Origin of the sequence: Allobosea sp. LC85 (assembly GCF_000735605.1) — a bacterium.
Classification (GTDB): Bacteria; Pseudomonadota; Alphaproteobacteria; order Rhizobiales; family Beijerinckiaceae; genus Allobosea.
Genome location: NZ_JPKG01000064.1, coordinates 1 through 26,169 on the forward strand (window position 1 = coordinate 1; position 26,169 = coordinate 26,169).

28 protein-coding genes are annotated in these 26,169 nt (G+C 64.9%); 14 read left to right on the forward strand and 14 right to left on the reverse strand.

The window, feature by feature from the left end:
• Window positions 1-538: 538 nt before the first annotated feature.
• Window positions 539-706 carry a hypothetical protein gene (locus FG93_RS33995; RefSeq protein WP_348270498.1) on the forward strand — a complete coding sequence of 56 codons (168 nt, stop codon included), beginning with the start codon at window positions 539-541 and terminating at the stop codon, window positions 704-706.
• Between the two features lie 112 nt (window positions 707-818).
• Here the strand turns inward: FG93_RS33995 and FG93_RS29595 are convergent, their stop codons facing one another.
• Window positions 819-1,034, reverse strand: coding sequence for a DUF1127 domain-containing protein (locus FG93_RS29595; RefSeq protein WP_043242222.1), 216 nt, complete (start codon window positions 1,032-1,034; stop codon window positions 819-821).
• Window positions 1,035-1,138: 104 nt separating this feature from the next.
• Here FG93_RS29595 and FG93_RS29600 point away from each other — a divergent pair, with 104 nt between their 5' ends.
• The 4 genes from FG93_RS29600 to fhuF all read left to right on the forward strand — a co-directional run bounded on the left by FG93_RS29600 (window position 1,139) and on the right by fhuF (window position 6,597).
• Window positions 1,139-2,068 carry a transcriptional regulator GcvA gene (locus FG93_RS29600; protein ID WP_043242223.1) on the forward strand — a complete coding sequence of 310 codons (930 nt, stop codon included), beginning with the start codon at window positions 1,139-1,141 and terminating at the stop codon, window positions 2,066-2,068.
• 468 nt (window positions 2,069-2,536) lie between these two features.
• Window positions 2,537-4,579 (forward strand): TonB-dependent siderophore receptor, encoded by a 2,043-nt coding sequence (locus FG93_RS29605; RefSeq protein ID WP_052514370.1) that lies wholly within the window; start codon window positions 2,537-2,539, stop codon window positions 4,577-4,579.
• Window positions 4,580-4,584: 5 nt separating this feature from the next.
• The gene (locus tag FG93_RS29610; RefSeq protein WP_052514373.1) at window positions 4,585-5,853 is read left to right on the forward strand and encodes an MFS transporter; all 1,269 of its coding nucleotides are present in this window, start codon (window positions 4,585-4,587) and stop codon (window positions 5,851-5,853) included.
• A 6-nt stretch (window positions 5,854-5,859) separates the two neighbouring features.
• On the forward strand, window positions 5,860-6,597 hold the full coding sequence (fhuF, locus tag FG93_RS29615) for a siderophore-iron reductase FhuF (RefSeq protein ID WP_052514371.1): 738 nt from the start codon (window positions 5,860-5,862) through the stop codon (window positions 6,595-6,597).
• Window positions 6,598-6,625: 28 nt separating this feature from the next.
• On the opposite strand, the gene FG93_RS29620 is transcribed toward fhuF, so the two are convergent.
• Entirely contained in the window at window positions 6,626-7,051 is a 426-nt protein-coding gene (locus FG93_RS29620) for an Lrp/AsnC family transcriptional regulator (protein ID WP_043242225.1), read from the reverse strand.
• Between the two features lie 133 nt (window positions 7,052-7,184).
• Between FG93_RS29620 and FG93_RS29625 the strand changes: the two genes are divergently transcribed.
• The gene (locus FG93_RS29625) at window positions 7,185-8,234 is read left to right on the forward strand and encodes an ornithine cyclodeaminase (protein ID WP_043242226.1); all 1,050 of its coding nucleotides are present in this window, start codon (window positions 7,185-7,187) and stop codon (window positions 8,232-8,234) included.
• Window positions 8,234-9,178, forward strand: coding sequence for a citrulline utilization hydrolase CtlX (gene ctlX / locus FG93_RS29630; protein WP_043242227.1), 945 nt, complete (start codon window positions 8,234-8,236; stop codon window positions 9,176-9,178). The genes FG93_RS29625 and ctlX overlap by 1 nt, the downstream gene beginning before the upstream one ends.
• A 6-nt stretch (window positions 9,179-9,184) precedes the next feature.
• Here the strand turns inward: ctlX and FG93_RS29635 are convergent, their stop codons facing one another.
• The 11 genes from FG93_RS29635 to FG93_RS29685 all read right to left on the reverse strand — a co-directional run bounded on the left by FG93_RS29635 (window position 9,185) and on the right by FG93_RS29685 (window position 19,199).
• Window positions 9,185-9,898, reverse strand: a complete 714-nt coding sequence (locus FG93_RS29635; RefSeq protein ID WP_043242228.1) for a cytochrome c3 family protein — start codon at window positions 9,896-9,898, stop codon at window positions 9,185-9,187.
• A 12-nt stretch (window positions 9,899-9,910) separates the two neighbouring features.
• Entirely contained in the window at window positions 9,911-10,411 is a 501-nt protein-coding gene (locus FG93_RS29640; RefSeq protein WP_043242229.1) for a nitrate reductase cytochrome c-type subunit, read from the reverse strand.
• On the reverse strand, window positions 10,384-12,879 hold the full coding sequence (gene napA, locus FG93_RS29645; RefSeq protein WP_043242230.1) for a periplasmic nitrate reductase subunit alpha: 2,496 nt from the start codon (window positions 12,877-12,879) through the stop codon (window positions 10,384-10,386). Before napA ends, FG93_RS29640 begins: the two co-directional genes overlap by 28 nt.
• Window positions 12,876-13,154 (reverse strand): chaperone NapD, encoded by a 279-nt coding sequence (locus tag FG93_RS29650; protein WP_043242231.1) that lies wholly within the window; start codon window positions 13,152-13,154, stop codon window positions 12,876-12,878. The genes napA and FG93_RS29650 overlap by 4 nt, the downstream gene beginning before the upstream one ends.
• On the reverse strand, window positions 13,147-13,656 hold the full coding sequence (gene napF, locus FG93_RS29655) for a ferredoxin-type protein NapF (RefSeq protein ID WP_043242232.1): 510 nt from the start codon (window positions 13,654-13,656) through the stop codon (window positions 13,147-13,149). Before napF ends, FG93_RS29650 begins: the two co-directional genes overlap by 8 nt.
• A 10-nt stretch (window positions 13,657-13,666) precedes the next feature.
• Window positions 13,667-13,855, reverse strand: a complete 189-nt coding sequence (napE, locus tag FG93_RS29660) for a periplasmic nitrate reductase, NapE protein (protein ID WP_043242233.1) — start codon at window positions 13,853-13,855, stop codon at window positions 13,667-13,669.
• 183 nt (window positions 13,856-14,038) lie between these two features.
• Window positions 14,039-14,839, reverse strand: a complete 801-nt coding sequence (locus FG93_RS29665) for an aldolase (RefSeq protein WP_043242234.1) — start codon at window positions 14,837-14,839, stop codon at window positions 14,039-14,041.
• A 44-nt stretch (window positions 14,840-14,883) separates the two neighbouring features.
• On the reverse strand, window positions 14,884-16,044 hold the full coding sequence (locus FG93_RS29670; protein WP_043242237.1) for a M20 aminoacylase family protein: 1,161 nt from the start codon (window positions 16,042-16,044) through the stop codon (window positions 14,884-14,886).
• Between the two features lie 57 nt (window positions 16,045-16,101).
• Window positions 16,102-16,719 (reverse strand): glutathione S-transferase family protein, encoded by a 618-nt coding sequence (locus tag FG93_RS29675; protein WP_043242238.1) that lies wholly within the window; start codon window positions 16,717-16,719, stop codon window positions 16,102-16,104.
• A gap of 133 nt (window positions 16,720-16,852) precedes the next feature.
• The gene (locus FG93_RS29680; protein ID WP_043242240.1) at window positions 16,853-18,007 is read right to left on the reverse strand and encodes an MFS transporter; all 1,155 of its coding nucleotides are present in this window, start codon (window positions 18,005-18,007) and stop codon (window positions 16,853-16,855) included.
• Between the two features lie 7 nt (window positions 18,008-18,014).
• A complete protein-coding gene (locus tag FG93_RS29685; RefSeq protein ID WP_043242241.1) occupies window positions 18,015-19,199 on the reverse strand; it encodes a diaminopropionate ammonia-lyase in 1,185 nt (394 codons plus the stop codon).
• 105 nt (window positions 19,200-19,304) lie between these two features.
• Between FG93_RS29685 and FG93_RS29690 the strand changes: the two genes are divergently transcribed.
• From FG93_RS29690 to tam, 7 genes are all read left to right on the forward strand, one after another.
• On the forward strand, window positions 19,305-19,793 hold the full coding sequence (locus tag FG93_RS29690) for an Lrp/AsnC family transcriptional regulator (protein ID WP_043242243.1): 489 nt from the start codon (window positions 19,305-19,307) through the stop codon (window positions 19,791-19,793).
• Window positions 19,794-19,869: 76 nt separating this feature from the next.
• The gene (locus FG93_RS29695) at window positions 19,870-20,400 is read left to right on the forward strand and encodes a MarR family winged helix-turn-helix transcriptional regulator (protein WP_052514372.1); all 531 of its coding nucleotides are present in this window, start codon (window positions 19,870-19,872) and stop codon (window positions 20,398-20,400) included.
• A 45-nt stretch (window positions 20,401-20,445) separates the two neighbouring features.
• Window positions 20,446-21,021, forward strand: coding sequence for a dTDP-4-dehydrorhamnose 3,5-epimerase (rfbC, locus tag FG93_RS29700; RefSeq protein ID WP_043242244.1), 576 nt, complete (start codon window positions 20,446-20,448; stop codon window positions 21,019-21,021).
• On the forward strand, window positions 21,022-22,077 hold the full coding sequence (gene rfbB / locus FG93_RS29705) for a dTDP-glucose 4,6-dehydratase (RefSeq protein ID WP_043242245.1): 1,056 nt from the start codon (window positions 21,022-21,024) through the stop codon (window positions 22,075-22,077).
• Window positions 22,074-22,967, forward strand: coding sequence for a dTDP-4-dehydrorhamnose reductase (gene rfbD, locus FG93_RS29710; RefSeq protein WP_043242260.1), 894 nt, complete (start codon window positions 22,074-22,076; stop codon window positions 22,965-22,967). The genes rfbB and rfbD overlap by 4 nt, the downstream gene beginning before the upstream one ends.
• On the forward strand, window positions 22,964-23,824 hold the full coding sequence (gene rfbA, locus FG93_RS29715; RefSeq protein ID WP_043242263.1) for a glucose-1-phosphate thymidylyltransferase RfbA: 861 nt from the start codon (window positions 22,964-22,966) through the stop codon (window positions 23,822-23,824). Before rfbD ends, rfbA begins: the two co-directional genes overlap by 4 nt.
• 38 nt (window positions 23,825-23,862) lie before the next feature.
• Window positions 23,863-24,633, forward strand: a complete 771-nt coding sequence (gene tam / locus FG93_RS29720) for a trans-aconitate 2-methyltransferase (RefSeq protein WP_043242294.1) — start codon at window positions 23,863-23,865, stop codon at window positions 24,631-24,633.
• Between the two features lie 129 nt (window positions 24,634-24,762).
• Here tam and FG93_RS29725 read toward each other — a convergent pair whose 3' ends face one another.
• Window positions 24,763-26,097, reverse strand: a complete 1,335-nt coding sequence (locus FG93_RS29725; protein WP_043242266.1) for an 8-oxoguanine deaminase — start codon at window positions 26,095-26,097, stop codon at window positions 24,763-24,765.
• Between the last annotated feature and the right edge of the window lie 72 nt (window positions 26,098-26,169).

Genomic DNA, 26,169 nt, shown 5'->3' on the forward strand with positions numbered 1-26,169 from the left:
AGTTTTCAAACAGCGGCGCATCAACAACGACAGATAAGCCCGCCGATCGCTCGGCGACAAGGCCTAACATGCTCATGAAGCGCAGTAGAGCGGCCCCGCCAGCGGCGGCGCCGTCTCGATGAGCAGTGTTTAAGCGAATCAGGTTTCGGGTGTCAACAGCCGATTCGCATTTTGTTGAAAGCGTCGTTTCGACCGCGCGACGCCCCAGCTATGCCGCTTGTCGGCACCAGGCCTCGTGCCGCGAATGGAGGCTGCGGTGCGGCTGCCCAAGGGCGAACATGTGCTGATGGTCAGGCGACCAACCGGATCGGCCAATCACAGCGGATCGAGCCTTTGTGGAATCCGGCGGGCTATATGCGCGCGTGATGGCCGCATGAAGCAGGCAGCCGTGACCTTGCGCGTCATTGGGGTGTCGGCTTTCGGGCTCTGCCTTGCCGGGGTGGCGCTGGCAGTGCCGAAAACCTAGCAGCTGCCCACTGAGGCGGCGGTGCTCAGGCCCGGCCTCGGTTCCGGCTTCGAGGCAGCAAAGAACAACTGAATGTCGTGCCATCCGATCGATGACCTCAACGTCCAGCCGCCGAGGAACGGCCGGGCCTTCTGGGACGCCGAGGTGCAGAAGATGATCAAGACCTACCGCGTCCCGATCGACGAGGTCGATGCCAAGGCGATCACCGAGTACCTGGCCAAGACCTATCGAGGATCATGAGGTCGCGCTTCTCGGTGTCGACGAAACCGGCCGAAAGCCAGGCCACGTGCTGCTCGAATGCAGGATCAAGCACCACAAGGATCCTAGTGCCAGCGCCTGCCAGCAAAAGCTGTCAGTCCGGCAGTCGGACCGTGGCGTTAACGCGTTCCACATCGCTGCGGGAGAGCGCGATATCGGACAGTGCGCGGTCATCCATGCGGTAAAGGGCGCGTGCGCTCGCCTTGGCGTTAAGCCAGGTTTCAAGACGGAGCAGCAGGCGCGACAGGCCGTGAACAGACGGCGCGACCGGGAACGGCAGAAGGTTTTCTATGGCTGGCCTAGTCGACATGACGGCCTCCTTTGACACATGTTTCGCTAGGGAATCTGCGCCTTGCCTGGGTTCCAAGCAAATGCGAACTTCTTCGCTTCAGCCCAAGGTTTTCTTCGTTCGCCATGACGCGTCGCCACCTTCCGCCTTTGACCTCTCTGCGCGCTTTCGAGGCCGCGGCCCGGCACCTCAACTTCGAGCGGGCCGGGGACGAACTCGCCGTCACCGCCAGCGCGGTCGGCCAGCAGGTAAGATCGCTTGAAGCCTGGCTGCGACGCCCTCTCTTCAGTCGCCTGCCGAGCAAGGGCGTCGCCCTGACGGCCGTCGGGGAGCGCTACGCCGCGACCGTTTCACTGCTGCTCGATCAGCTCAACGAGGCCACGGCGCGCGCTCTGCGGCCGAACGCGCCCAATATACTGACCGTCAGCACGTTGCCGAGCTTCGCCTTGAGCTGGCTGATCCCGCGTCTCGGTTCGTTGAAGGAGCGCCACCCCGATCTTGAGGTACGTGTTTCGATCTCGACGAGTCTGACCGATTTTGAAGGCGAAGATGTCGATGTGGCGATCCGCTCCGGCCGCGGCGTCTATCCCGGCCTGCGCTCGGACTTGCTGATGGAAGAGAATTTCTTTCCCGTCTGCAGCACGACGCTTCTCGGTGACCCCGAGCGGCCCCTGAACGAGCCAGCGGATTTGCGTCATCACACCCTGCTGCATGAGAATCCGGAGGGAATCCTCGACTATGTCACCTGGCCGCGCTGGCTGGCTGCGGTCGGGTTGCCTGACATCGACGCGACGCGAGGGCCGCGCTTCTCGCATATGTTCCTCGCCTTGCAGGCGGCCGCATCCGGCCAGGGAATAGCCCTCGCCACCAATGTCCTGATCGGGGATTATCTTGATGCGGGTCGCCTCGTCAGGCCCTTCCCGCATCAGGTCAGAGGGCCGCATCAGTATTATCTGGTCTGCCCCGAGATTTCCGCGGAAAGGCCGGCCATTGCGGCGTTCCGGGCGTGGATATGTGGCGAAGCAGCGGCTCACCGCGCGGTGGTGACGCCATGACCCGCCATTCGGGTAGGGCGTAGGCTGCTCGGCAACGAAAGCTATCGCAGCTTCATCAAACCGGCGCGGCACGGCCGAATACCTTTGCAAGTGCAGAATCCTACAGTCCAGGCCCGCTGTGTTCGCTGCTGCCGGCTCGTGCGCTGCTTCGTATGGGGCAGGGGGGCGCGATGCTGTCACGCCGGAAGGAGCTTGATGGCTCTATGTCGATTTCCTGTCCTTATAAGCTCGCGAGGTCAATAATTTCAGAAATAGATGTGATTTATAACTATAGATACGTACGCGTACCTAAGATTTGAGATTTATTTTTGTATTTTGATTCTAATAATTAAAAACTATAGATAATTGACTCGCATATACTGACGCTGATAGGCCGCGCAAATTATCGATTTGCGAAAGCGACGCGCCGTGCCTCTCCGTTTTGCTGTTCTAGGATTGTCCGCTATTGTTCTGGCGTCGAACGTCGCCTTGGCGCAATCGCCCGAACAGCGCCCCATCCGGCTCGAGGAGGTCGTTGTCGAAGGGCGCAGCGAGCTGAGCGGCATCATCTCGACGAATGGCTATGTTGCGACCTCGGGGCGCAGCGCCACCAAGACCGACACGCCGCTTCTCGAGACGCCGCAATCGGTTTCAACGGTTACGCAGATCCAGCTCGAGCAGCGCAAGCCGCAGTCACTGCTCGAGGCTCTGTCCTATACGCCGGGAGTGCGTGTCGGGACCTATGGCTTCGATCCGCGCTACGACGCCTTCACCATCCGCGGCATCGATGTCACCCAGAACGGTGTGTTCCGCGATGGGCTGCGTCAGATCGGCAGCCCCAACGGGCTGTTCAGGCTCGAACCCTATGGCGTCGAGGCCATTACGATCCTGCGAGGGCCGGCCGCCTCGATCTATGGCGCCAGCAGCACCGGCGGCATCGTCGACATCATCTCGAAGCGACCGACCGAAACCCCGTTCCGCGAGGTGGAGATCCAGAGCGGCTCGTTCGGCCGTCTCCAGGGCAATTTCGATCTCTCCGGCCCGGTCAATGCCGACGGCACCTGGCTCTACCGTCTGACCGGCCTGGCACGCGACGCCAAGACCGGGATCAGCGCCATCAAGGATGATCGCGTCTTCATCGCTCCGGCTGTGACCTGGAAGCCGAACGAGGCGACGAAGCTCACCGTCCTCGGCGAGTACATGGATTCGACCACGGGCGGCACAGCGGCCTATGTCAACGAATACGGTCCGTGGATCGACAGGCAGGGCAATGTCGCCTCGAAGGTGATCGGGGCGACGAAGGTCTTCGGCGGCGACAAGCGCTACAATGATTTCCGCCAGCAGCAGGCCCGGCTCGGCTACGAATTTGAGCACCGGTTCAATGACGTGTTCACGCTGCGGCAGCGAGCCCGGTACTCGAAGCTCGGCGGCAATCAGCAATACGTCTATATCGGCACCCCCGGCCTGACGCGTGAGAACACGCAGGGCTTCTCGATCGATACGATGCTTGAAAGCCGGCTGCAGACGGGCGCGCTCGATCATACGCTCCTGGCCGGCGTCGACGTCAGCCATCTCAGCTACAAGAGCAAGGAGGCTTATGGCGGTGTGCCGCTGGGAGCCAATCCGCCTTTCCTCTGGCGGACCGGGCAAACCCAGACGATGACCGGCATCTACCTCCAGGACCAGATCAAGTGGCAGAACTGGCGCGTGACCGCCGGCGGCCGTTATGACTGGCTGAACAGCAAGTTCGAGGCTGGTGCAGCGGGGGCCGCGCCGACCGAGAGCAAGAGCCGCGAGGGCAAGTTCACTGGCCGTGCCGCGCTGAGCTATGTCACGGAGCTCGGTGTCGTGCCTTATGTCAGCTATGGCACCTCCTTCGTGCCCAACTCCGGCACGGTGCTGGATGGCTCGGTCGCGGTCCCGACGACGGGCGAGCAGGTCGAGGCCGGCGTTAAATACGATCTGCCGGGGTATAATGCCGCCCTGCGCGCTGCCGTCTTCAGCTTGAAGCAGGAGAACGCGGTGGTCTACGAGGTCGTCAACGGCCTCAATCGCCAGGTGCAGCTCGATCTGCGCTCCAAGGGCTTCGAGATCGAGGGTGTTGCGTCACTGGCGGATGGGCTGAGCGTCCAGGCCTCCTATTCCTACAACGATGCCAGGATCCTGAAGCTGACGCCGGAGACGGTCGGGAACCGGCTGACGAGCGTCCCCTATCACATGGCCTCGGCGTGGCTCGACTACACCGTGCAGCAGGGCGCGGCGAAGGGGTTCGGGATCGGCGGCGGTGTGCGCTATGTCGGTTCGAGCCTTGGCGACAACCTCAACCGCGCGGTGCTCGACAACAAGGCGCGGACCTTCGTCGATGCCTCGGTCCGCTACGACCTCGAGAACCTCGACGCGCGGCTGAAGGGCATGCGCATTCAGGTCAACGCCACCAACCTGCTCGACGAGGTTACCCAGAACTGCACGGCCGGGTTCTGTTACTTTGACGAAGGGCGCAAGGTCATTGCCAGCCTGCGTTACCGCTGGTGAGCGCCATCGGAACCGGGGAGGCCGCTGCCCGTGACCTGTCCTCGCCGGCCGCCATCGTGCTCGCCATCGGCGGGCTTTATGTCGGCCAGAGCATCATCGGCGGGCTGACCTTCATCGCCTTGCCGAGCGTGCTGCGGGATCGCGGCCTGCCGCTCGACCAGATCGGCCTGACCTACCTCGCCGTCCTGCCCTGGGCGCTGAAATTTCTCTGGGCGCCGGCGGTTGAGCGCTACCGGCTGCCGTCGCAGGGCCGCAGCCGGTCGCGCTCGATCGTCCTCGTCACCGCCTTGATTTCGGCCGCTGGCCTCTGTCTTGCCAGCCTGGTCGGCCCGACCAGCCTTGTTCCCCTGATCGGCGTCTTCGTGCTGATCGCCCTTGCAGCGTCGACCGGCGACATCGCCTGCGACGGACATGCGGTCGAGGCATTGTCCGAACGCCATCACGGCTGGGGCAATGCCGCCCAGGTCGGCGGCGCCTATCTTGGTTCGGCGCTCGGTTCCGGGCTCTTCCTGGTGCTCGTCGCGCGCCTGGGCTGGGGAATTGCGACCCTTGCGATGGCGGCTCTGCTGCTGGTGCTCGCCTTGCCCTTCATCCTGTCGCCGGCGCCGCCTTCACCCGGTTTGCGCACGCATCAGCCATCGTTGCGTCAGGCGCTTCGGCGCAAGGACATGCGGATCGGGCTGCTGCTGGCGGCGATCTATGTCGTCGCCCAGAAATGGGGCGTCGCCATGCTCGGGCCGTTCCTGATCGATTCAGGGCTCGACCTCGTCTCGCTCGGCATCGTCAATGGTGTCGGTGGAATGGCCGTTGGTTTTGCCTGCGCGCTCCTGGGCGGCGCGCTCGTCCGGCTGTGGAGCGCGCGAACGGTGATGATGCTCGCGCTCGTCCTGCAGGCTGTCTCGCTCGCTGGCCTTGCCGCCGCAGCCTGGAACGGCGGCGCTCCCCAACCCGTGCTGCTTGGACTGGCGCTGGCGAGCTCATCGGGCGTGATGGCGCTCGGTTTCGTTGCGCTCTATGCCCAGTTCATGGCGCTCTCCGACCCGCGCCAGGCCGGCATCGACTTTACTTTGCTGCAATGCATGGACGCGCTCGTCAGCATGGCTGGCGGCATCGGTGCAGGCTGGGTTTCGCAACATTTCGGCTACGGCACCTGCTTCGCTCTGGCAGCCGCCTTCGCGCTGGCCGCCGCTCCTCTCGCAGCCGCGCTGAGTGTGCGCGCCGCCCGGTCCCAGCCTGTCGCGCGCAATCTGCCCGCGCCGGCGGCGAATGCCTAGCGGCAGATGATCCCGTCGCTCGCGCCCTGCTTCCCGGAGGCCCTCGCCTGGTACAAGGACAAGCTCGCCCTGCCGGGCGAGCACGTTTCGGTGATGCCGGGTCGCGATCTGCTGGACGGGGTCGTCATCGAAGGCCTGATGTCACGCTTCGCCAGGACCTATCCGGGTGGCGATCGACGGGCGCTCGTCTCGATGTGGACGCAGTGGCATTTCGCGGCGCTGGTCATCCCGACCGCCGCGGCGATCCTGATGCTCGATCGCGACCTGCCGATCGATCTCGATCAGGTTGGTATTGCGCAGCATGAGGATGGGCGGACGGCGGCTCTTGTCATTACGCATGACGGCAAGCCGCATGCCGGCGCCGCCGACCGGTTCGCGCGGCTCGTCGACGGCCATGTCGAGCCGTTGGTCCGGCATGTTGCCAGCCAGTTCGGTGTGTCGCAGCGCGTGCTCTGGACCAACGCCGCCGCCATTCTCGAATGGACCGTGCAAGGCGCGCTGACCACCGGACAGGTCCATCCGGTCGCGCTCAGCGAGGCGCGCCTCTGGCTGGAGCGCCAGACGGATGCTGCGGGGCGGCGCAATCCGATGTGCGGCGCGGTGCGCTATCCGCTGCTCGACGGGGAGCCGACGAGGCAACGGAAGGTCTGCTGCTTGCGCTATCTGCTCCCGGGCGTCGCCGGTTGCGGCAGCCTCTGTCCGCTTCCCGAGATCAGCGATCTGGCGCAGCGGCAGGCCGGCTGACCACCGCTCCGCAAGGCACTCCCGGTCTCTACACCGAGCTGAGCAGAATGCTGGTTTCGCTGTTGAGGATACCGTCGATGGTGCGCACCTCGCGCAGCACGCGGTCGAAATCGCTGAGGCTGGAGGCGCGGATCTCTGCGATCAGGTCCCAGGTTCCATTGGTCGTGTGCAGCGAGTGCAGTTCCGGCAGGCCGCGCATCTGCCTGATCACCGCCGTCGTCGAGCGGCCAGTGACCTCGATCATCATGATCGCCCGAATGGCCTTGTCATCATAGTCCTGGCGGGAGCGCACGGTGAAGCCGAGCACCGCGCCCGACTCGATCAGCCGGTCGAGCCGGGTCTGAACCGTCGCGCGTGAGACGCCGAGAATGGTGGCGAGCTTCGAGATCGGCGCGCGCCCGTCCTCACGCAGCGCGGCGATCAGGCGGTGATCGAGCTCGTCGAAGATATGCATGACAATCTGTCTAAACGAAGTAGGCAAATTGATCAACAAACAGAGAAAATCTGAACTTGTTCGCAATTCAGTGTGCAAATTGCATTGGCTAGAATGCTCTCCATTCCAGAAATCGCGCAGGGAGGGCCGACCAATGGTTCAGTATGTAGGCGTCGAGAACATGGTTCGGCTGATCGCTGCCACCGGCATCGAGCCTTATCTGATTGGCCTCGCGGGCTATATCGAGGAGGATTTTCGGCGCTGGACCTTGTTCGAGAAGGCGCCGCGTGTCGCCAGCCATTCTCCTGACGGCGTGATCGAGCTGATGCCAACCAGCGACGGCGAGCTCTATGGCTTCAAATATGTCAACGGCCACCCCAAGAACACGCGCACCGGGCTGCAGACGGTGACGGCCTTTGGCGTACTTTCCGATGTCGAGACCGGTTATCCGCGCCTGCTCTCCGAGATGACGATCACCACAGCGCTGCGGACCGCCGCGACCTCGGCCGTTGCCGCGCGCTATCTCGCCCGTGAAGATGCCGCGGTGATGGCGATCATCGGCCTCGGCTCGCAGTCGGAGTTCCAGGTGCTTGCCTTCAAGGCGCTGAACGGCATCCGGCGCCTGCAGGTCTACGATATCGATCCGGCCGCGACCGCGAAATTCATGGCCAATCTCGCGGGGCACGGGCTTGAGATCGAGGTGGCGAGCAGCGCCGAAGCGGCCGTGCTTGGCGCCGACATCATCACCACGGTCACGGCCGACAAACTCAAGGCGACGATCCTCTCCGACAACATGATCGGTGCCGGGGTGCATATCAACGCGGTCGGTGGGGATTGTCCGGGCAAGACCGAGCTGCAGCGCGACATCCTGCTGCGCGCCGATGTCTTCGTCGAATTTCCCGAGCAGACCCGGATCGAGGGCGAGATCCAGCAGATGGGGCCGGATTTCCCGGTCACGGAACTCTGGCGCGTGATTGTCGGCGAGACGAAGGGTCGCCGCACGGAGGACCAGATCACCATTTTCGATTCCGTCGGTTTTGCCACCGAGGATTTTTCGGCCCTGCGCTATCTGCGCGATCAGGTCGAGGGCACCGACTATTATGACGAGATCGACCTCCTCACCGAGCCGGAAGACCCGCGCAACCTGTTCGGCCTGCTGAGCGCGCCGGCCGCCGCGCCTCGTGCTGTTCTCGGGGCGCGGTGATGCAAAGGCTCTCCGTCCAGGCGCCGCGCAGCGTCGTGATGATCCGTCCGCATCACTTCAGCCCGAACCCGGCGACGGCCGCCGACAATCTCTTTCAGGGCACCGATGCGGCGCGCAGCGCATCTGCCATCGCTGCCGAAGCGCATCGTGAAGTGACGCGCGCCGCGGCGCGACTGGAGGAAGCCGGCATCGCCGTGCATCTCTTCGAGGACGAGGGCCGGGCGACGCCCGACTCCGTCTTCCCCAACAACTGGTTCTCGACCCATTCCGGCGGCCATGTCGCGCTCTATCCGATGTTCTCGCCGAGCCGGCGCAAGGAGCGGCGGCATGACGTCATCGAGATGCTGAAGCACCGCTACCGCGTGCAGGACGTGATCGACTATTCCGGGCTGGAGCAGGACGGGGTCTATCTCGAAGGCACCGGCGCGATGGTGCTCGATCATATCGAGCGCGTCGCCTATGCCGCACGCTCGAATCGCACCAATGAGGTGGCATTGGAGCGCTTCTGCACGCATTTCAATTTCGAACCCGTGGTCTTCGACGCGGTCGATGCGGCGGGCCGGGCGATCTATCACACCAATGTGCTGATGTGCATCGGCACGGATTTCTGCCTGATCGGGCTGGCCACCATTCGCGATGTCGCGCGCCGCGACGAGATTGCGGAGCGTCTGGCCCAGGGCCGCGTCGTCATCGATCTCGACCACGAGCAGATCAACGAGTTTGCCGGCAATGCAATCGAGCTGCAGGGCAGGAACGATCGCGTCGTCGCGCTCTCGTCGCGCGCCTTGCAGGCACTGCGCCCGGAGCAGCGCGCAGTGCTGGAAGGCCTCGCGAACCTTTTGCCGCTCGACGTGCCGACCATCGAGCTCGCGGGTGGCTCTGTGCGCTGCATGCTGGCGGGCATCCATCTCGCAGCGCGCGGAGCGCTTCAAGCCGCGGCCTGAGCCTCCTCAGCGCGTCTCGATGCCGGCGAGATAGGCGCGCAATTCCCGCTCCGGCTCATGCCAGGAGGCGCTGCCCTTGCCCTGGAGCTCGGGGGCTTCCTTCCAGCCGGGCTCGATGCCGGTCATGTCGGGCAAGAGATGGGCGATGCCCTTGTGGCAGTCGATGCAGGTCTTCTCTTTCGGGATCAGGAAGCGGCTATGGATCTCGGCTGCCCGTCGCGTCTGCTTGGTGAAGTCCATCGCGATGGTTGAATGGCAGTTCCGGCATTCCAGCGAGTCGTTCGCTTTCAGCCGCGCCCATTCATGCTTGGCGAGTTCCAGCCGGTGGTCGAGGAATTTCTGGCGTGTCGAGATCGTGCCGAAGATCTTGCCCCAGACCTCCTTCGAAGCCTGCATCTTGCGGGCGATCTTGTCTGTCCATTGATGAGGGACATGGCAATCGGGACAGCTGGCCCGCACGCCCGAGCGGTTGGAGAAATGGATCGTCTGGGTCAGCTCCTGATAGACGTTGTCGCGCATCTCGTGACAGGAGGTGCAGAATTTCTCGGTGTTGGTGACCTCGAGCGCGGTGTTGAAACCGCCCCAGAAGATGACGCCGCAGACGAAGCCGCCGAGCGTCAGGAAGCCCAGCGACAGATAGGCGCTGGGCCGGCTGATGACCCGCCAGAACCAGACCGCGAGGTTCCACGCGCGCAGGAAGAGAGCCTTCAGCTTGCCCATGTCGGCGCCCCGTTACCGCTTGCGGCCAATCGTGTTTGCGTCCTGGAACGTATTCGGCACCAACGTGCGGGCGTCGGTCTGCTGGACATGGCAGGCGGTGCAGAAATAGCGCCGTGGCGTCACGTCCGAGAGCACCTGTCCGTCCCGGTCCTGGAAATGGGTGATGCTGATCATCGGGGCGCCGGAACCCTCGGTGAACTCCCGCTTGTGGCAATCCATGCAGCGGTTGGTGTTCAGCGTCAGCTGATAGCCGTCGATCGAATGCGGAATGATCGGCGGCTGCTCCGGGTAGTTCCGCATGCGCCTGACGTCGTCGACGATCGGGCGGTCGAGCGGCGGAGTGTTGACGACGCCCATCGGAGGCGCGGCGCCGGTCAGCCGCGGCACGATGTTGATCCGGCCGCTCTCCTGCGAGAGCGCGCCGAAGCAGAGGACGACAAGAGCTGCCAGGGCAGTTCCAAGGACGCTCCAGGAGCGCATCAGGCTCAGACCGCTACGATCTTGACCGCGCATTTCTTGAAATCCGTCTGTTTGGAGATGGGATCGGTCGCGTCGAGGGTGGCCTTGTTGATGAGCTGGCTGGCGTCGAACCAGGGAACGAAGACGACGCCTTCGGGCATGCGGTTGCGCCCGCGCGTCTCGACCCGGGTCTGCATCTCGCCACGGCGGGAAATCAACCGGACCTCTGCACCCTGGTTGAGCCCGCGCTTGCGGGCATCGTCCGGGTGCATGAAGCAGCGTGCGCCGGGGAAAGCCTTGAAGAGCTCGGGCACGCGCATCGTCATCGAGCCGGAATGCCAGTGCTCGAGCACGCGCCCTGTCACCAGCCAAAGATCATACTCGTTGTCCGGCGATTCCGCCGGCGGCTCGTAGGGCACGGCGATGATCCGCGCCTTGCCGTCAGGGTTGCCGTAGAACTCGAAACCCTTTCCAGGTTTGACATAGGGGTCGAGGCCCTCGCGGTAACGCCAGAGCGTCTCCTTGCCGTTGACCACCGGCCAGCGCAGGCCGCGCACCTCGTGATAGGTATCGTAGGGCGCAAGATCATGCCCGTGACCGCGGCCGAAGCCGGCATATTCCTCGAACAGACCCTTCTGGACATAGAAGCCGAAATCCTTGGCCTCGAAATTGTCATAGGCCGGGTCGATCTCGCTGGCGGCGAAGCGGTCGACAGTGCCGTTGCGGAACAGCACGTCGAACAGGGTCTTGCCGCGATAGTTCGGATTTGCATTCAGCAGCTCCGCCGGCCAGACCTCGTCGGTGGTGAAGCGCTTCGAGAACTCCATCAACTGCCAGAGGTCGGAGCGGGCCTCGCCCGGAGCCTTGACCAACTGGTGCCAGACATGGGTGCGGCGCTCGGCATTGCCATAGGCGCCTTCCTTCTCGACCCACATCGCTGCAGGCAGGATGAGGTCGGCGGCCATCGCCGTCACGGTCGGGTAGGCGTCCGAGACGACGATGAAGTTCTCGGGGTTGCGGTAGCCTGGATAGGTCTCGTTGCTGCTGTTCGGCGCCGCCTGCAGGTTGTTGTTGACCTGGATCCAGTAGAAATTGAGCTTGCCGTCCTTGAGCATGCGGTCCTGTTCGACCGCGTGGTAACCGGGCTTTTCCGGAATCGTGCCGGCGGGGATCCGCCAGATCTCCTCGGCATGCTTGCGGTGCTCCGGATTGGTCACGACCATATCGGCCGGCAGGCGGTGGGCGAAGGTGCCGACCTCGCGCGCCGTGCCGCAGGCGGAGGGCTGCCCGGTCAGCGAGAAGGGGCTGTTGCCGGGCTCCGAGATCTTTCCGGTCAGCAGATGCAGGTTATAGACCATCTGGTTCGCCCAGACGCCGCGGACATGCTGGTTGAAGCCCATCGTCCAGAACGAGACGACCTTGCGCTTCGGATCGGCATAGAGCTCGGCGAGCTGCTGCAGGAAACCCGGCTCGACTCCGGTCAGGGCCGAGACCTTCTCCAGGGTGTAGTCCTTGACGAAGGCGGCATAGGCCTCGAAATCGATCGGCGTGGTCGCGCCGACATCGGCCGCTTTCCTGGCCTTGACCTCGCGCGGGTCGTCGGGCCGCAAGCCATAGCCGATATCGGTCGCGCCCTTCACGAAGATGGTGTGCTTGCCGACGAAGTCCTGGTTCACCCGGCCGGTCATGATGATGTGGTTGGCGATGTAGTTCAGGATCGCCAGATCGGTGCCCGGCTTGAAGATGATCGGGATGTCGGCAAGGTCGGCGCTGCGATGGGTGAAGGTCGAAAGCACGGCGACCTTGACATGCGGATGGCCGAGCCTTCGGTCGGCGACACGCGTCCACAGGATCGGGTGCATCTCCGCCATGTTCGAGCCCCAGAGCACGAAGGCGTCGGCGGCTTCGAAATCATCATAGCAGCCCATCGGCTCGTCCATGCCGAAGGTCCGCATGAATGCGACGGCGGCGGATGCCATGCAGTGGCGGGCATTGGGGTCGAGATTGTTCGAACGAAAGCCGGCGCGCATCAGCTTGGTCGCGGCATAGCCCTCGAATATCGTCCACTGGCCGGAGCCGAACATGCCGACCGCGGTCGGTCCCTTCTCCTTCAGCACGCGCTTGGCCTGCGCAGCCATGACGTCGAAAGCCTCGTTCCAGGAGACCGGCGTGAACTCGCCGTCCTTGGCGTAGACGCCGCCCTTCTTGCGCAGCAGAGGCTGCGTCAACCGGTCGGCGCCATACATGATCTTCGAGAGGAAATAGCCCTTCACGCAGTTCAGGCCGCGATTGACCTCGGCTTTCATGTCGCCATGGGTGGCGATGACCTTGCCTTCCTTGACGCCGACCATCACGCCGCAGCCGGTGCCGCAGAAGCGGCATGGCGCCTTCGACCAGGTGATCTCCAGCGTGTCGACGCCGCCAGCGACAGGCTGGGCTTCGGCGGGCAGGCTCATATTGGCGGCGGCAGCGGCGATGCCCGCCGCCTGCGCCTTCAGCATCTCGCGACGGGATAGGGTCATGATCCAGCTCCAATGTCGTCGAGGGTGGTGATCTGTTCGAAGACGAAGTTTGCCGAAAGTACGCCGTCCATCAGTGCGATGCCGGTGAGCCTGCTACCCATCTCGCCGGTGCTCTCGGCTTCCATCACGACGACGATCTTGCCGTTCTCGACACGATGAACCTCGGTGTTGGGCAGTGCATTGATCTGGCGCACGACCGCGTCGCAATGCTCCGGGAAGGCCGTGACGACGGCGCTGGAAATATGGATGGTGCGGCCGGCTTGAGCCTCAGGCATGGGCTGCCTCCGCCGCCGTGGGACGCGTTCCGATGGCGGCGGCCGGGCAAGCCGCGATACAGGCGCCGCAGCCGGTGCATTGATCGACCGCGAGTTCTGGCAAGGCAGGGCCGCCACGGCGCGGGCGGAAGCGGATCGCCGCTTCCGGGCAGGCATCGCCGCAGCTCTGGCAGACGACGCCGCGTGCGGCAAAGCACATGTCCCCGATCAAGGCGATGTGCTGGAAACCAGGCCGCGCGCGATCAAAAACAGGTTCCGAACAGACCTCGGCGCAGGCTCCGCAGAAGGTACATTCGCTCGAGCTGAAATCGATCTCGGGTCGCTGCCGGGCATCGAGCCTGATGATTGCTTGCGGGCAGGCGCTGATACAGGCGCCGCATCCCGTGCACGCGCTCGCGATGGTTTCTTCGACGGACCAGGGTGGGCGAATGACGGCGGGATCCGAGGGGAGAAGCCCCTTCAGAAACCCGCGTTTGCCGAGATCGATCCCGCGCTCTGCCATGGCCGGGCCCTCACCGTGGTGGGCCGGGCGGTCCGAAGACCAATTGCAGCATCCAGATCAGGAAACCATAGCCGCCGACGACGCCGACTGCGATGACCGGCCAGATCAGGATCGCCAGGACGATGAAGGCAAGGAACTCCTGCCGTCGCGTTGCAGGCCTGAATTCAGCCCCAGTTTCGGCCTTGGCACCATCGGACATCACGGTGACAACTCCCGCGACTGATGGCAGGGCCTCGGTACCAACGTACCGCCCCGCCAGTTACCCTATAGTCCTTCCAACGAAGCTAGCGCCGCCCGTCGGCTCTTGTCGAGTTGTTTCAGGCGGTCGGCTCAATCGCGCCGGACGCATGGATGACAGGGCGAAGAAACCCACGCTCGCCGCTCAGCTGCGATAGGCGGGCTCTTCGAGATCGAGCGTGCGCCTGATCGAGGCGAGGTGCAGCCTGGCCGATTCCGGGTCGCCTTCGCGCATCTGGCGATAGGCAGCTTCGGCGATCGCGGGCGCAACGGGCAGGACCTGGCGCCCGGTCGAAAGCGCCAGGGTCTGCACCTCGCAGGCGCGCTCGAGATAGTAGAGATCGTCCCAGGCCTCGGCGATCGTCGGACCAAGCACCATGACGCCGTGATGCTTCATGAAGACGATGTCGGCGTCGCCGATGGCGCCGGCGATGCGGTCACCCTCGCTCTCGTCGAGCGCAAGCCCATTGTAATCGCGGTCGACGGCAGTCCGGCCGTAGAATTTCAGCGAGGTCTGGCCGGCGAAGATCAGCGGCTCGCCCTCGGTCATCGAGAGCGCGGTCGCATAGGGCATATGGGTGTGGAAGGCGACCCTGGCGCGCGGGATCGCCTTGTGGATGCGGGCATGGATGTAGAAGGCCGTCGCCTCGGGCTGCCCCTCGCCAGCGACGACATTGCCGTGCAAATCGCAGATCAGCAGCTTCGAGGCCGTCAGCTCGCGGAAGGCCCAGCCATAGGGATTGACGATGAAGAGGTCGTCATAACCCGGCACCAGCGCCGAGAAATGGTTGCAGATGCCTTCTTCCAGCCCATGGCGCGCCGCCATGCGGAAGCAGGCGGCGAGATCGGTGCGCGCCTCCCAGACGGCGTCGGAGTCGAGGGCCGGCTGGTTCGGACCGGGCCCCCGGAGGGGGCTGGCAGTGCCGGATGTGAGGGAATGGGCCATGGGAGAGCTCCGGATCGGGGAAGCAGCAGGGCGACGGGCGGTGGTCAGGCAAGGCGCAGGCGCTGCCGCGTGATCGCGACATGGAAGCGTGCGCCGTGGATGAGGCCGGCGTCGTCGAAGTCGTAGCAAGGATTGTGCAAGGGCGCCGAGGAGCCATTGCCGACGAAGGCGAAGCAGCCCGGCACATGGTCGAGGAAACGAGCGAAATCCTCCGAGCCGGTCATCGGCTCGCGGGCGGTGGCGACATTCTCCGCGCCGAACACGCCTCTCGCGGCGGTCAGGGCTTCTCCTGCCAGCGCCTCGTCATTCACCAGCGGCACGAATTCGCGCGTATAGGTCACCTCGGCCGAGACATTATAGGCGAGCGCCGTGCCTTCCGCGATGATGCGCATTTGCTTCTCGATCTCGGCGCTTACCTCCGGTCGGAAGCTGCGGGCATCGCCAAGGATGCGGGCGAGGCCGGGCAGGGCGTTGCGCGTGCCGTCGGTGATGAGTTCGGTCACCGAGACGACGCCGATATCAGTCGGGCTGAGCCGCCGCGACACGATGGTCTGGAAATTGGTGACGAGCGCGCAGGCGGCGATCAGGGCCTCATTGCCAACATGCGGGCGCGCCGCATGGCCGCCGATGCCCTTGAGCACGATCTCGAAATTATCCTCCGCCGACATGATCGAGCCGGCGCGTGTCTGGAACTGACCGACAGGTAATCCCGGCGCATTGTGCAGCCCGAAAATCTCCTCGAAGGGGAAGCGCTCCATCAGCCCGTCGGAGAGCATGGCGAGCGCGCCTCTGCCCCATTCCTCGGCAGGCTGGAAGAGGAAGCGCACGGTGCCGTCGAACCCGCCCTCGCTGGCCAGCAGCTTGGCCGCGCCAAGCAGCATGGCGGTATGGCCGTCGTGGCCGCAGGCGTGCATGGTACCGGGCGTTTGCGAGCGGTGGGCGTGCTCGGCCTGCTCTGAGATGCGCAGAGCGTCCATATCCGCCCGAAGCGCGATTGCGCGGTGGCCGCTGCCGCGCTTCAGCGTGCCGACGACACCGGTGCCCCCAACGCCCTCGGCCACATCGTCGAGGCCAAACTCCCTAAGCTTGGCCGCGACGAAGGCGGAGGTCCGCTTCTCCTCGAAACCGAATTCGGGATGGGCGTGCAGGTCACGCCGCCACCCCGTCATCTCGCGTTCGAGGGTGTTCTGGTCGAGCGTGGTCATGTCTCTCTCCACCATTCTGAAGCCGGGCGTTGGCCGCCGGGCGAACTGGCCCTGCGATCAGTCATGCGTCTCGCCGTCATAGAGCGTGGCGCGCATCGAGGGGCGTTCCGAGAAGGAGCGATACCAGTGCGCCAGTCGTGGCCGGCCAGGCTCGAAGGCCGGCAGCTCGCGGAATTCCAGCCATGAAAGGGCGGTCGCAAGCGCGATATGGCCGACATGGAGCGGCGCGTCGAAATCGGCCTCGCGTTCGAGGTGGTCATAGGATTCGACGAGTTTAGCCGTCATCCCTTCCGCCAGCGGCGGATATCGCAGGGCTTCGGGGCGGCGTACGGTTTCCCAGCGCAGCGCAATGCCGGCATCGCACAATCCCTGGGCGAGCGCCTGCAGGCGAAGCGCGGACCGTCTCGCTCGTCCGCCCTGCGGAATGAGCCGGATGCCGCCGTCGAGGCTGGCGAGATAGTCGCAGATCACGATCGAATCGAAGATCGCCTCGCCATCGGCGAGGACGAGGACGGGAACCTTGCCGAGCGGATTGACGGCGAAGACGTCGTCGTTGCGGTTGGTCGGGCTCGTCTCCTGGTGGACGACGCGCAGCTGTCCGGCGATTCCCGCCTCATGGGCAAAGACCAGGACCTTGCGCGCATAGGGCGAATGGGTCTGGTAGATGAGGTCCATGGTTCGCGTCCGCTCTGATGTCGTACCCATTCGCGTGTCTTGCCAATCAGGATGATGAACCGGACCCGTCGAGAGCGCAGTCATGACCTGCCTCCCATGGACGTGCTTCGCGGCGGTATGAGAGATGCAGAACTCATATGCGCAACCGTGGAGCGCTGGCTGCGACACCGATGAGCAGCGCCGCGACGATCAGGAAGGCTATGGGTAGGCTCGCGAGATGCGCGACGGCGCCGATAGCTGCGGGCCCGACAAGGATCCCGGCATAGCCCAGCGTCGAGATCGCGGGCACGGCGATATGCTCGGGCATGGACTTCTGTCGACCGACCGCAGTGTAGAGGACCGGCACGATGTTCGAGCAGCCGGCGCCGACAAGCGCATAGCCGGCGAGGCCTGCCAGCCAGGATGGTGCGAGCGTTGCGAGCACGAGCCCTGCCGCTGCGCAGAGGCCGCCCGATATGATGATGCGCTGGGGGCCGAGGCGCTGCACGAAGCGGTCGCCGATCAGCCGACCGATCGTCATGGTGCTGGCGAACGCCGCGTAGCCAAGTCCGGCATAGGCGGCATCGACCTGGCGCAGATCCGTCAGGAAGACGGCGCTCCAGTCCAGCATGGCGCCCTCGGCCAGGAAGACGACGAAGCAGAGCACGCCGATGAAGAGCACGGCGCCGTGCGGAATGGCGAAGGCCGGACCTTCGCCCTTGCCGGCATAAGGCAGAAGTCCTGAGGCAGCCCAGGCCATCGCAGCCAGGAGGATGGCGACGACGATCAGCGTGGCGAAGAGCGGTGTCGCGCCCAGCATCAAGAGCCCGCTGACCCCGGCCGCTCCCGCGATGCCACCGACGCTGAACAGGCCGTGGAAGCCGGACATCATGCTGCGCCCGCTGGCTCGCTCGACGATCACGGCCTGGATGTTGATGACGCAATCCAGCGAACCGATACCGGCCCCGAAGATGAACAGCGCCAGGCCGAGCAGCGGCAATTGCGCGGCGGTCGCGAGTGCTGGAAGCATGAGAGCAACCAGCAGCGACGCGCCGATCAGCACGCGCCGGCAGCCGAACCGCGAAGCCAGCGCCCCCGATAGCGGCATCGCCAGGATCGAGCCGGCGCCGAGACAAAGCAGCAACAGGCCGAGCGCACCATCGTCGAGGCTCGTGCGCGCCTTCGCATAGGGCACCAGGGGCGCCCATGCCGCAATGCCGAGCCCGGCGACGAAGAAGGCGATGCGGGTCGCGGCCAGTTCTGCCCGTCCCGGCGCCTTTCCTGCCTCGATGGTGATGCGCGCATTCATCGTCGCATTATTGGGCGGCTCGCGCGGAGAGGCCGGTCAGTTCGGCATAGCGCTCCGGGTCAGTCGCGCCCTCGGTATTGATGACGAGAACGCGGGAGGTCGCGTCGAGCCCAAGCTGCTGCCTGACCGCGGGGTCAGCAGCAGCCCGGATGACGCCGGCCAGGCCGACACCGCCGCTTTCGCCGGAGACGATGGCTGGGTCTTGGCCGGCGGGGCGCGCCAGCCGGTTCATCACCGCAATGGCCTCCTCGTCCTCGACGGTCATGAAGCCGTCGGCGACACGAGACAGGACACGCCAGGCGATAGGCGAGGGCTCGTAGCATTCGAGCATCGCCATCACGGTCGGCTCGCCATGGACGACCTTGACCGGGTGGCCGGCTTTCGCCGTCTCGAAGATGCAGGCCGCGCGTGCAGGGTCGACCACCACGAAAATGGGGCGCCTATCGCCGAGCGCATTGGCGAGATAGCCCGCAGCTGCAGCGGCAATGCCGCCGACGCCCGCCTGCACGAAGACATGTGTGGGCGGCTCGGCGAGTTCACGCAGGGCCTCGCGGATGATCACTGTATAGCCCTGCATCACCAGCCCGGGGATGCGTTCATAGCCTGGCCAGGAGGTGTCGGAGACGACTGTCCAGCCCTCCTTCTCCGCGACGCGGGCAGCTTCCGTGACGGAGTCGTCATAGGTGCCCTCGACCCGGATCATCGTCGCGCCGAAGCGGGCGATCGCCGCGACACGCTCGTCGCTGACGCGGGCATGCACGAAGATCGCGGCCTTCGCCCCGGCGAGCTGGGCGCCCTGCGCGACCGAGCGTCCGTGATTGCCGTCAGTGGCGCAGGCGACTGTCATCCCCGCCGCAACAGTCCGGACCTCGGGGCTGCTGAGCTCGGCGACATCGACCGGCCGACCGAGCGTTTTGCTCGCCTCCTCCAGCACCAGCCGGAACACGGCATAGGCGCCGCCAAGCGCCTTGAAGCTGCCAAGGCCGAGGCGATGGCTCTCGTCCTTGACGTGGATCGCGCCGACCCCCAATTCGGCCGCCATGGCCGGCAGGGCATGCAGCGGCGTCTCGGCGTGGTTCTCGCGATAGCTCAGATGGCGCTCGACCTCGCTGGCTGCGGCGATGCCCAGGGTCTCGGCATCGACCGGATCGAGCGGCTTGCGATGATCGGGGTGGTGGTTGGGAAGAAACATCGCCGCTCCTGCGCGTTGGCACAATGAATGGATATTGCAATCATGGCGAAATGACCGCTGTGTTTGGCCCTCTGAAATGCAAGTTTGTTTCGTTGGACCCTGCTCTTGACCCGATCCTCCTCGCCGGCGGTCACGCTGGACAGCTTCGATCTCGCGATCCTGCGCATCCTGCAACGTGACAACACGACGCCGCAGCGCGTGATCGGCGAAGCGGTCAATCTGTCGGCTCCCGCCGTCCAGCGCCGGATCAAGCGCATGGAGGAGACGGGTGTCATCCAGGCCAATGTCGCTCTGGTCGATCCCGCCCGGCTCGGCCAGGCGATCACCATCTTCGTCGAGGTGGAGCTGGAGAGCGAGCGCGCCGACCTGATCGACGCCGCCAAGCAGGAGTTCACCGCGGCTCCCGAGGTGCAGCAATGCTATTATGTCACCGGCGAGGCAGATTTCGTGCTGGTCATGCTGGTGCCGAGCATGGCGGCTTATGAAGCACTGACGCGCCGGCTCTTCTTCGGCAACAACAATGTCAGGAAGTTCCGCACTTTCGTCGCGATGGACCGCGTCAAGGTCGGGCTCGCGGTTCCGCTGCCGGAATAGTTTGCGGCAGACTCCGCTTGCCGAACGCCGCCATCCCCGATTTGGTGGTTCTTCAGGGATTGATAGTGGGCGCAGCATGGTTTCGACGAGGCGCCGCAAGGCCGAGGGTGGTGACGGGGACCGGGAGGTGCTCAACCTTACGGGCTACGTGCCCTATTTCCTGACGACGATCTCAAACACCTGGTCGCGCAGTTCGTCCCGCCTCTATCTCGACCTGTTCGGTGTCGGCGTCACGGAATGGCGCATCATCTCGCAGCTTGCAATCGAGCCTTGTATCGTGGCGCAGCGCATCTGCGAGGTCATCAGCCTCGACAAGGGAGCGGTCAGTCGCGCCGTGGCAGCGCTGGTCGCGGCCGGTCATGTCCGCGAAAATGCGGACAGTCGCGATGCGCGCAGGCAGGTGCTGCAGCTGACGCAGAGTGGCTATGAGCTGCATGATCGCTTGATCGCCGTTGCCCTGCAACGTGAAAGCCTGATCCTGGCCGATTTCTCCGCCGAGGAGATTGCGAGTCTCACCGCCCTGTTGCTGCGGATCCATGCGCGTTTGCCTGAGCTGCGCGAGTTTTCGCCGGATGATGCCACCGCGGCGGTGGCGGCGCGTCGTTGACAGGGGTCTGGCGGCGGGACTACCTGCGGCCAGGCAGGAGACCCCATGTCCAATTTTACCTTCGCGCCTCTCGCCATTCCCGGGCCTGTGCTGGTCCGGCCGCGACGTTTCGGCGATGACCGCGGCTACTTCATGGAAACCTATAGCCGCGAGCCTTTCGCGGCAGCTGGCATCGCGCCAGATTTCGTTCAGGATAACCAGTCGCTTTCGGCGCAGGCCGGCACGGTGCGCGGTCTGCACTATCAGACGGCGCCCGCTGCGCAGGCCAAGCTCGTGCGTGTGCTCAAAGGCGCGATCTTCGACGTGGCAGTCGACCTCCGGCGCGGCTCGCCGCATTACGGGCGCTGGTGCGGGGTGCTGCTCAGTGCCGATGGTGCCGAGCAGCTTTTCGTGCCGCGCGGCTTTGCTCATGGTTTCTGCACGCTCGAGCCCGGCACTGAGGTCGCCTACAAGGTCGACGCGCCCTATGCGCCGCAAAGCGAGGGCGGGTTGTTCTGGGCTGATCCGGCGCTTGCCATCGACTGGCCGGTGGTGGCCGGGGCCACGACAATTTCCGAGAAGGACGCAAAGCTGCCCGGTTTTGCCGGCTTTGCCAGTCCCTTCGTCTATGAGGGCGCCTGAATGAAGCGGTTTCTCATCACCGGCGGCGCTGGCTTCATCGGCTCGGCCGTGGTCCGGCATCTGATTGCCGAGACGCCGCATCAGGTGCTGGTTGTCGACAAGCTGACCTATGCCGGCAACCTCGACAATCTGAAGCCGGTCGAGAACAGCTCGCGCTACGCCTTCCTACAGGCCGATATCGGAAATCTCGCCGCGATGCGTGAGGCCTTTGCGTCGTTCCGGCCCGATATCGTGATGCATCTCGCGGCGGAAAGCCATGTCGACCGCTCGATCGATGGGCCGGGCGCCTTCATCCAGACCAATGTCGTCGGAACCTTCGTGTTGCTGCAGGTGGCGCTCGACCATTGGCGCGCCCTGCCGCAGGACGAGAAGATCAGCTTTCGCTTCCACCATGTCTCGACCGACGAGGTCTTCGGCTCGCTCGGTGCCGAAGGCCTGTTCAGCGAGACGACGCCCTACCAGCCGACCTCGCCCTACTCGGCGTCGAAGGCTGCGTCCGACCATCTCGTGCGCGCCTGGCACCACACCTATGGGCTGCCGGTCGTGCTCTCCAACTGCTCGAACAATTACGGGCCTTATCACTTCCCCGAGAAGCTGATCCCGCTCGTTATCCTGAACGCGCTTGAAGGCAAGGAACTGCCGGTTTACGGCGATGGCGGCCAGGTGCGCGACTGGCTCCATGTCGAGGATCATGCGCGCGCGCTCTGCCTGATCGCGGCAACCGGGCGTCCCGGCGAGAGCTACAATGTCGGCGGCAATGCCGAGCGGACCAATCTCGACGTCGTGCGCGCGATCTGCGGCCTGGTCGACAGGCAGGCCCCCGACGTCGCCATCGGCTCGCGCGAAAAACTGATCCGGTTTGTCGCCGACCGGCCCGGCCATGACCGTCGCTATGCGATCGACGCTTCAAAGATCGCGCGCGAGCTCGGCTGGAGCCCGCGGGAGAGTTTTGAGAGCGGACTGGAGAAGACCGTGTGTTGGTATCTCGCCAATCCGGACTGGTGGGGCCGCATCCGGAGCGGGCTCTATCGCGGCGAGAGGCTCGGCCTCGCATGAACGGTGCACCAATCCTGCTCTTTGGCGCCGGCGGCCAGCTCGGACGCGAGTTGACGGCGCTGGCGCATGAACGCGGCGTTCCGCTCGTCGGGTTGACGCGGGCTGAAGGTGACATCACGGATCGCGCGGCTGTTGTGACCGCCCTGAAGGCCCATCGTCCCGGCCTGGTGGTCAATGTCGCGGCCTTTACGGCGGTGGACCGGGCCGAGAGCGAGACGGTGGCCGCCTTCGCCGCCAATGCGGAAGGACCCGCCATTCTTGCCGAGGCGACAGCCGACGCCGGGCTTCCGCTCCTTCAGGTTTCGACAGACTACGTCTTCGACGGCAGCAAAGCCGGGCCCTATGTCGAGAGCGACCCCGTTGCGCCGCTCGGGGCCTATGGTGCGAGCAAGAGCGAGGGCGAGGTCTGCATTCGGGCGCTGCAGTCGCGCCATATCATCCTGCGCACGGCCTGGGTCTACGGCGTTCATGGCGCGAACTTCCTGAAGACCATGCTGCGCCTTGCCGCCGAGCGCGATGTCCTGCGCGTCGTCGCCGACCAGCGCGGCTCTCCGACCGCGACGCGCGACCTTGCCGAGGCGATCCTCGCTGTCCGCGCTGCGTTGCTGGCCGGGGCCGAGCCCTGGGGCACCTATCATATTGCCGGGCAGGGCGAGACGACCTGGCACGGCTTCGCCAGCGCCATCATTGCCGAGCAGGCCCGCTTCACCGGCCGGCATCCGGTCGTTGAAGCGATCACGACGGCGGACTATCCGACCCCGGCGCGCCGCCCGGCCAATTCTGTGCTGGATTCCTCCCTGTTCGCCACGACCTTTGGCTATCGCGCGAAGCCATGGCAGGAACGCATGCGCGAGGTCGTGGCCTCGTTGATGGCGCAGAGGGTTTCATGAAGGGCATCATTCTCGCCGGCGGCACCGGCACGCGGCTGCACCCGGTGACCTCGGTGGTTTCGAAGCAGTTGCTGCCTGTCTACGACAAGCCGATGATCTACTACCCGCTCTCGACGCTGATGCTTGCCGGCATCCGCGAGATCCTGATCATCACAACCCCGCATGATCAGGCCCTGTTTACCCGCTTGCTGGGGGACGGGAGCCAGTTTGGCCTGAAGCTCAGCTACGCCGTGCAGGCCGAGCCGCGCGGGCTTGCCGACGCCTTCATCGTCGGGCGCGATTTCGTCGGGGCCGACCGCGTCGCGCTGGTTCTTGGCGACAACATCTTCTACGGCCACGGCCTGCCCGAGTTGATGGCGGAAGCCGTGGCGCGGCCGAAGGGTGCGACCGTCTTCGGTTATGTCGTCTCCGACCCGCAGCGTTATGGCGTGGTCGAGCTTGACGCGGCGGGAAAGGGCATCTCGATCGAGGAAAAGCCGGCCGAACCGAAATCCAATCTCGCGGTGACCGGCCTCTATTTCTACGACAATGATGTGCTCGACATCGCCGCCGGGATCGAACCGTCGGCGCGCGGCGAGATCGAGATCACCGATATCAACCGCGCCTACATGGCCCGCGGTGAGCTTCACGTGCAGATCATGGGCCGCGGCTTCGCCTGGCTCGATACCGGCACGCATGAGAGCCTGATGGAAGCCGGCCAGTTCATCGAGATCCTGGAGCGGCGCCAGGGGATGAAGATCTCCTGCCCGGAGGAAATCGCCTTCCGCAAGGGTTTCATCGATCGCGATCAGCTGGCCGAGCTGGCGAAGCTGACGGGCAAGTCGAGTTACGGGCAATATCTGGCGAAACTGCTCTGATTGCGGGCCTTCCGGCTCATGAGGATATGGAGATCGCTATGACCTGGTCGGCGCGGCAGTACACGAAATTCGAGGATGAGCGGACCCGCCCGGTTCGCGATCTGCTTGCCCAGGTCCCGACGGAGATGGTGGCACGCGCGGTCGATATCGGTTGCGGCCCCGGCAACTCGACCGAGCTTCTGCTGGCGCGTTTCCCCGACGCTGCGATCAGCGGGATGGATAGCTCCGCCGACATGGTCACCGCCGCACGCAAGCGCCTGCCCGCGATCCAATTCGAGGTTGCCGATATCGCCTCATGGCAACCGGCTGCCGCCTATGACGTGATCCTGTCGAACGCCGTTCTGCAATGGCTGCCCGATCACGAAGTCCTGATGCCCTCGCTCGTGGCGAAGCTTGCGCCCGGCGGCACGCTCGCCGTGCAGATGCCGGACAATCTCGACGAACCGGCCCATGTGCTGATGCGCGAGGTTGCGGCTGACGGGGCCTGGGCCGGCAAGCTCGCTCCAGCCCTGCAGGCGCGTGCAGCGCGCCGTGGCGCCGACTGGTATTATCGGGCGCTGCGCGGCGGCACGACAAGGCTCGATATCTGGCGCACGACCTATCATCATCCGCTCGCCGGCGGGGCTTCGGCCGTGGTCGAGTGGTTCAAGGGCGCCGCCTTGCGTCCGCTTCTCGATCTGCTCGACGAGGCCGAGCGCGAGGCCTTCCTCGCACGCTATCAGGGCCTCATCGCGCAGGCTTACCCCGCGATGCCGGATGGCACGGTGGTGCTGCCCTTCCCAAGGCTGTTTATCGTGGCGACACGCTAGATCACGTTGCGTTTGGACGAAATCGTCCAAGCGCCGCAAATGTGATCGACTCTCATAGTTTAGAGCATGCTTTATGCGAAAAAACCGTTGCCACTTTTTCGCAGCATGCTCTGAGGCGCGAACGGCCGCTTATGCATAGCGCCTCGCCGCCAGCCTGTGCGCCCGCCTCAGCGCAGTGACATCAAGCCCGGGTACCGCGCCGTCGACCACCCGCCAGCGCCCTGCGACCATGACACGGTCGGCCCGGTTCGCTCCGCACAGCACCAAGGCTGCGACGGGATCATGCGCGCCGGAGAAGCGCAGCTCGTCGAGCCGGTAGAGTGCCAGGTCCGCCTGCATGCCAGGCGCGATCCGCCCGATATCGGCGCGGCCGAGGCAACGTGCCGAGCCTTCCGTCGCCCAGCGGATCACGTCGCGCGCGGTCACAGCACTCGCACTCCTGTAGTGCAACCGGTTGATCAGAAGGGCGTGGCGCAGCTCTTCCATCAGGTTCGAACCGTCATTGGAGGCCGAGCCGTCGACGCCGAGGCCGAGTGGCGAACCGGCGGCCTCGAGTTCGCGCGTCCTGCAGTAGCCGGAAGCGAGCACGCCGTTCGAGGTCGGGCAATGGCAGACACCGACGCCCGCCCGGCCCAGCCGCTCGCATTCCTCGCAGGAGAAATGGATGCCATGCGCCAGCCAGGTCTTAGGCCGCATCCAGCCGACATCCTCCAGAAGATCGAGCGGGCGCTTGCCGTAAACCTGGAGGCAGTAGGCCTCCTCATCCTGCGTCTCGGCGAGATGGGTGTGCAGCGGTGCATCGAAGCGCGCGGCGAGTTCGGCCGATTTCGCCATCAGCGAAGGCGTTACCGAGAAGGGAGAGCAAGGCGCCAGCGCGATCTGGATCATGCTGCCTGGCTTGGGATCATGGAACAGCGAGAGCACGCGTTCGCTGTCGGCCAGGATCGTCTCCTCGTCCTGCACGACAGCATCCGGCGGCAGCCCGCCATCCTTCTGCGACAGGTTCATCGACCCGCGTGAGACGGTCATGCGGATGCCGAGCGCGCGTGCCTCGTCGACCGCGATATCGACCGCGCTCTCCAGCCCTTTCGGGAAGAGATAGTGGTGGTCGGCGGCGGTGGTGCAGCCGGAGAGCAGCAATTCGGTCAGTGCGACCCGCACTGCGAGCCTGAGATCGTCGGGGGTCAGCCGGGCCCAGAGCGGGTAAAGCGCCTTCAGCCAGGGAAAGAGCTCACGGTCGATGGCGGCCGGATGGGCGCGGGTCAGCGTCTGATAGAAATGGTGATGCGTGTTGATCAGCCCGGGCAGGACGACATGGTCAGAGGCGTCGAACGTCTGGTCGACCGGCTGCGCTGGAGCGTTGCCGGCGGCCACCAGTTCGACGATGGCGCCATGCTCGACCACCACGCCACTGCCGGCGTCCTCGGCGACGATGCCGAGCGGGTTCCTGATCCAGAGGCGCATGGCCGGTCCTTGCGAATGGGGCGTGGAAGTCGCTCACGATAGAGGAAAGCGGCAGCGGCGAGGAATAGACCG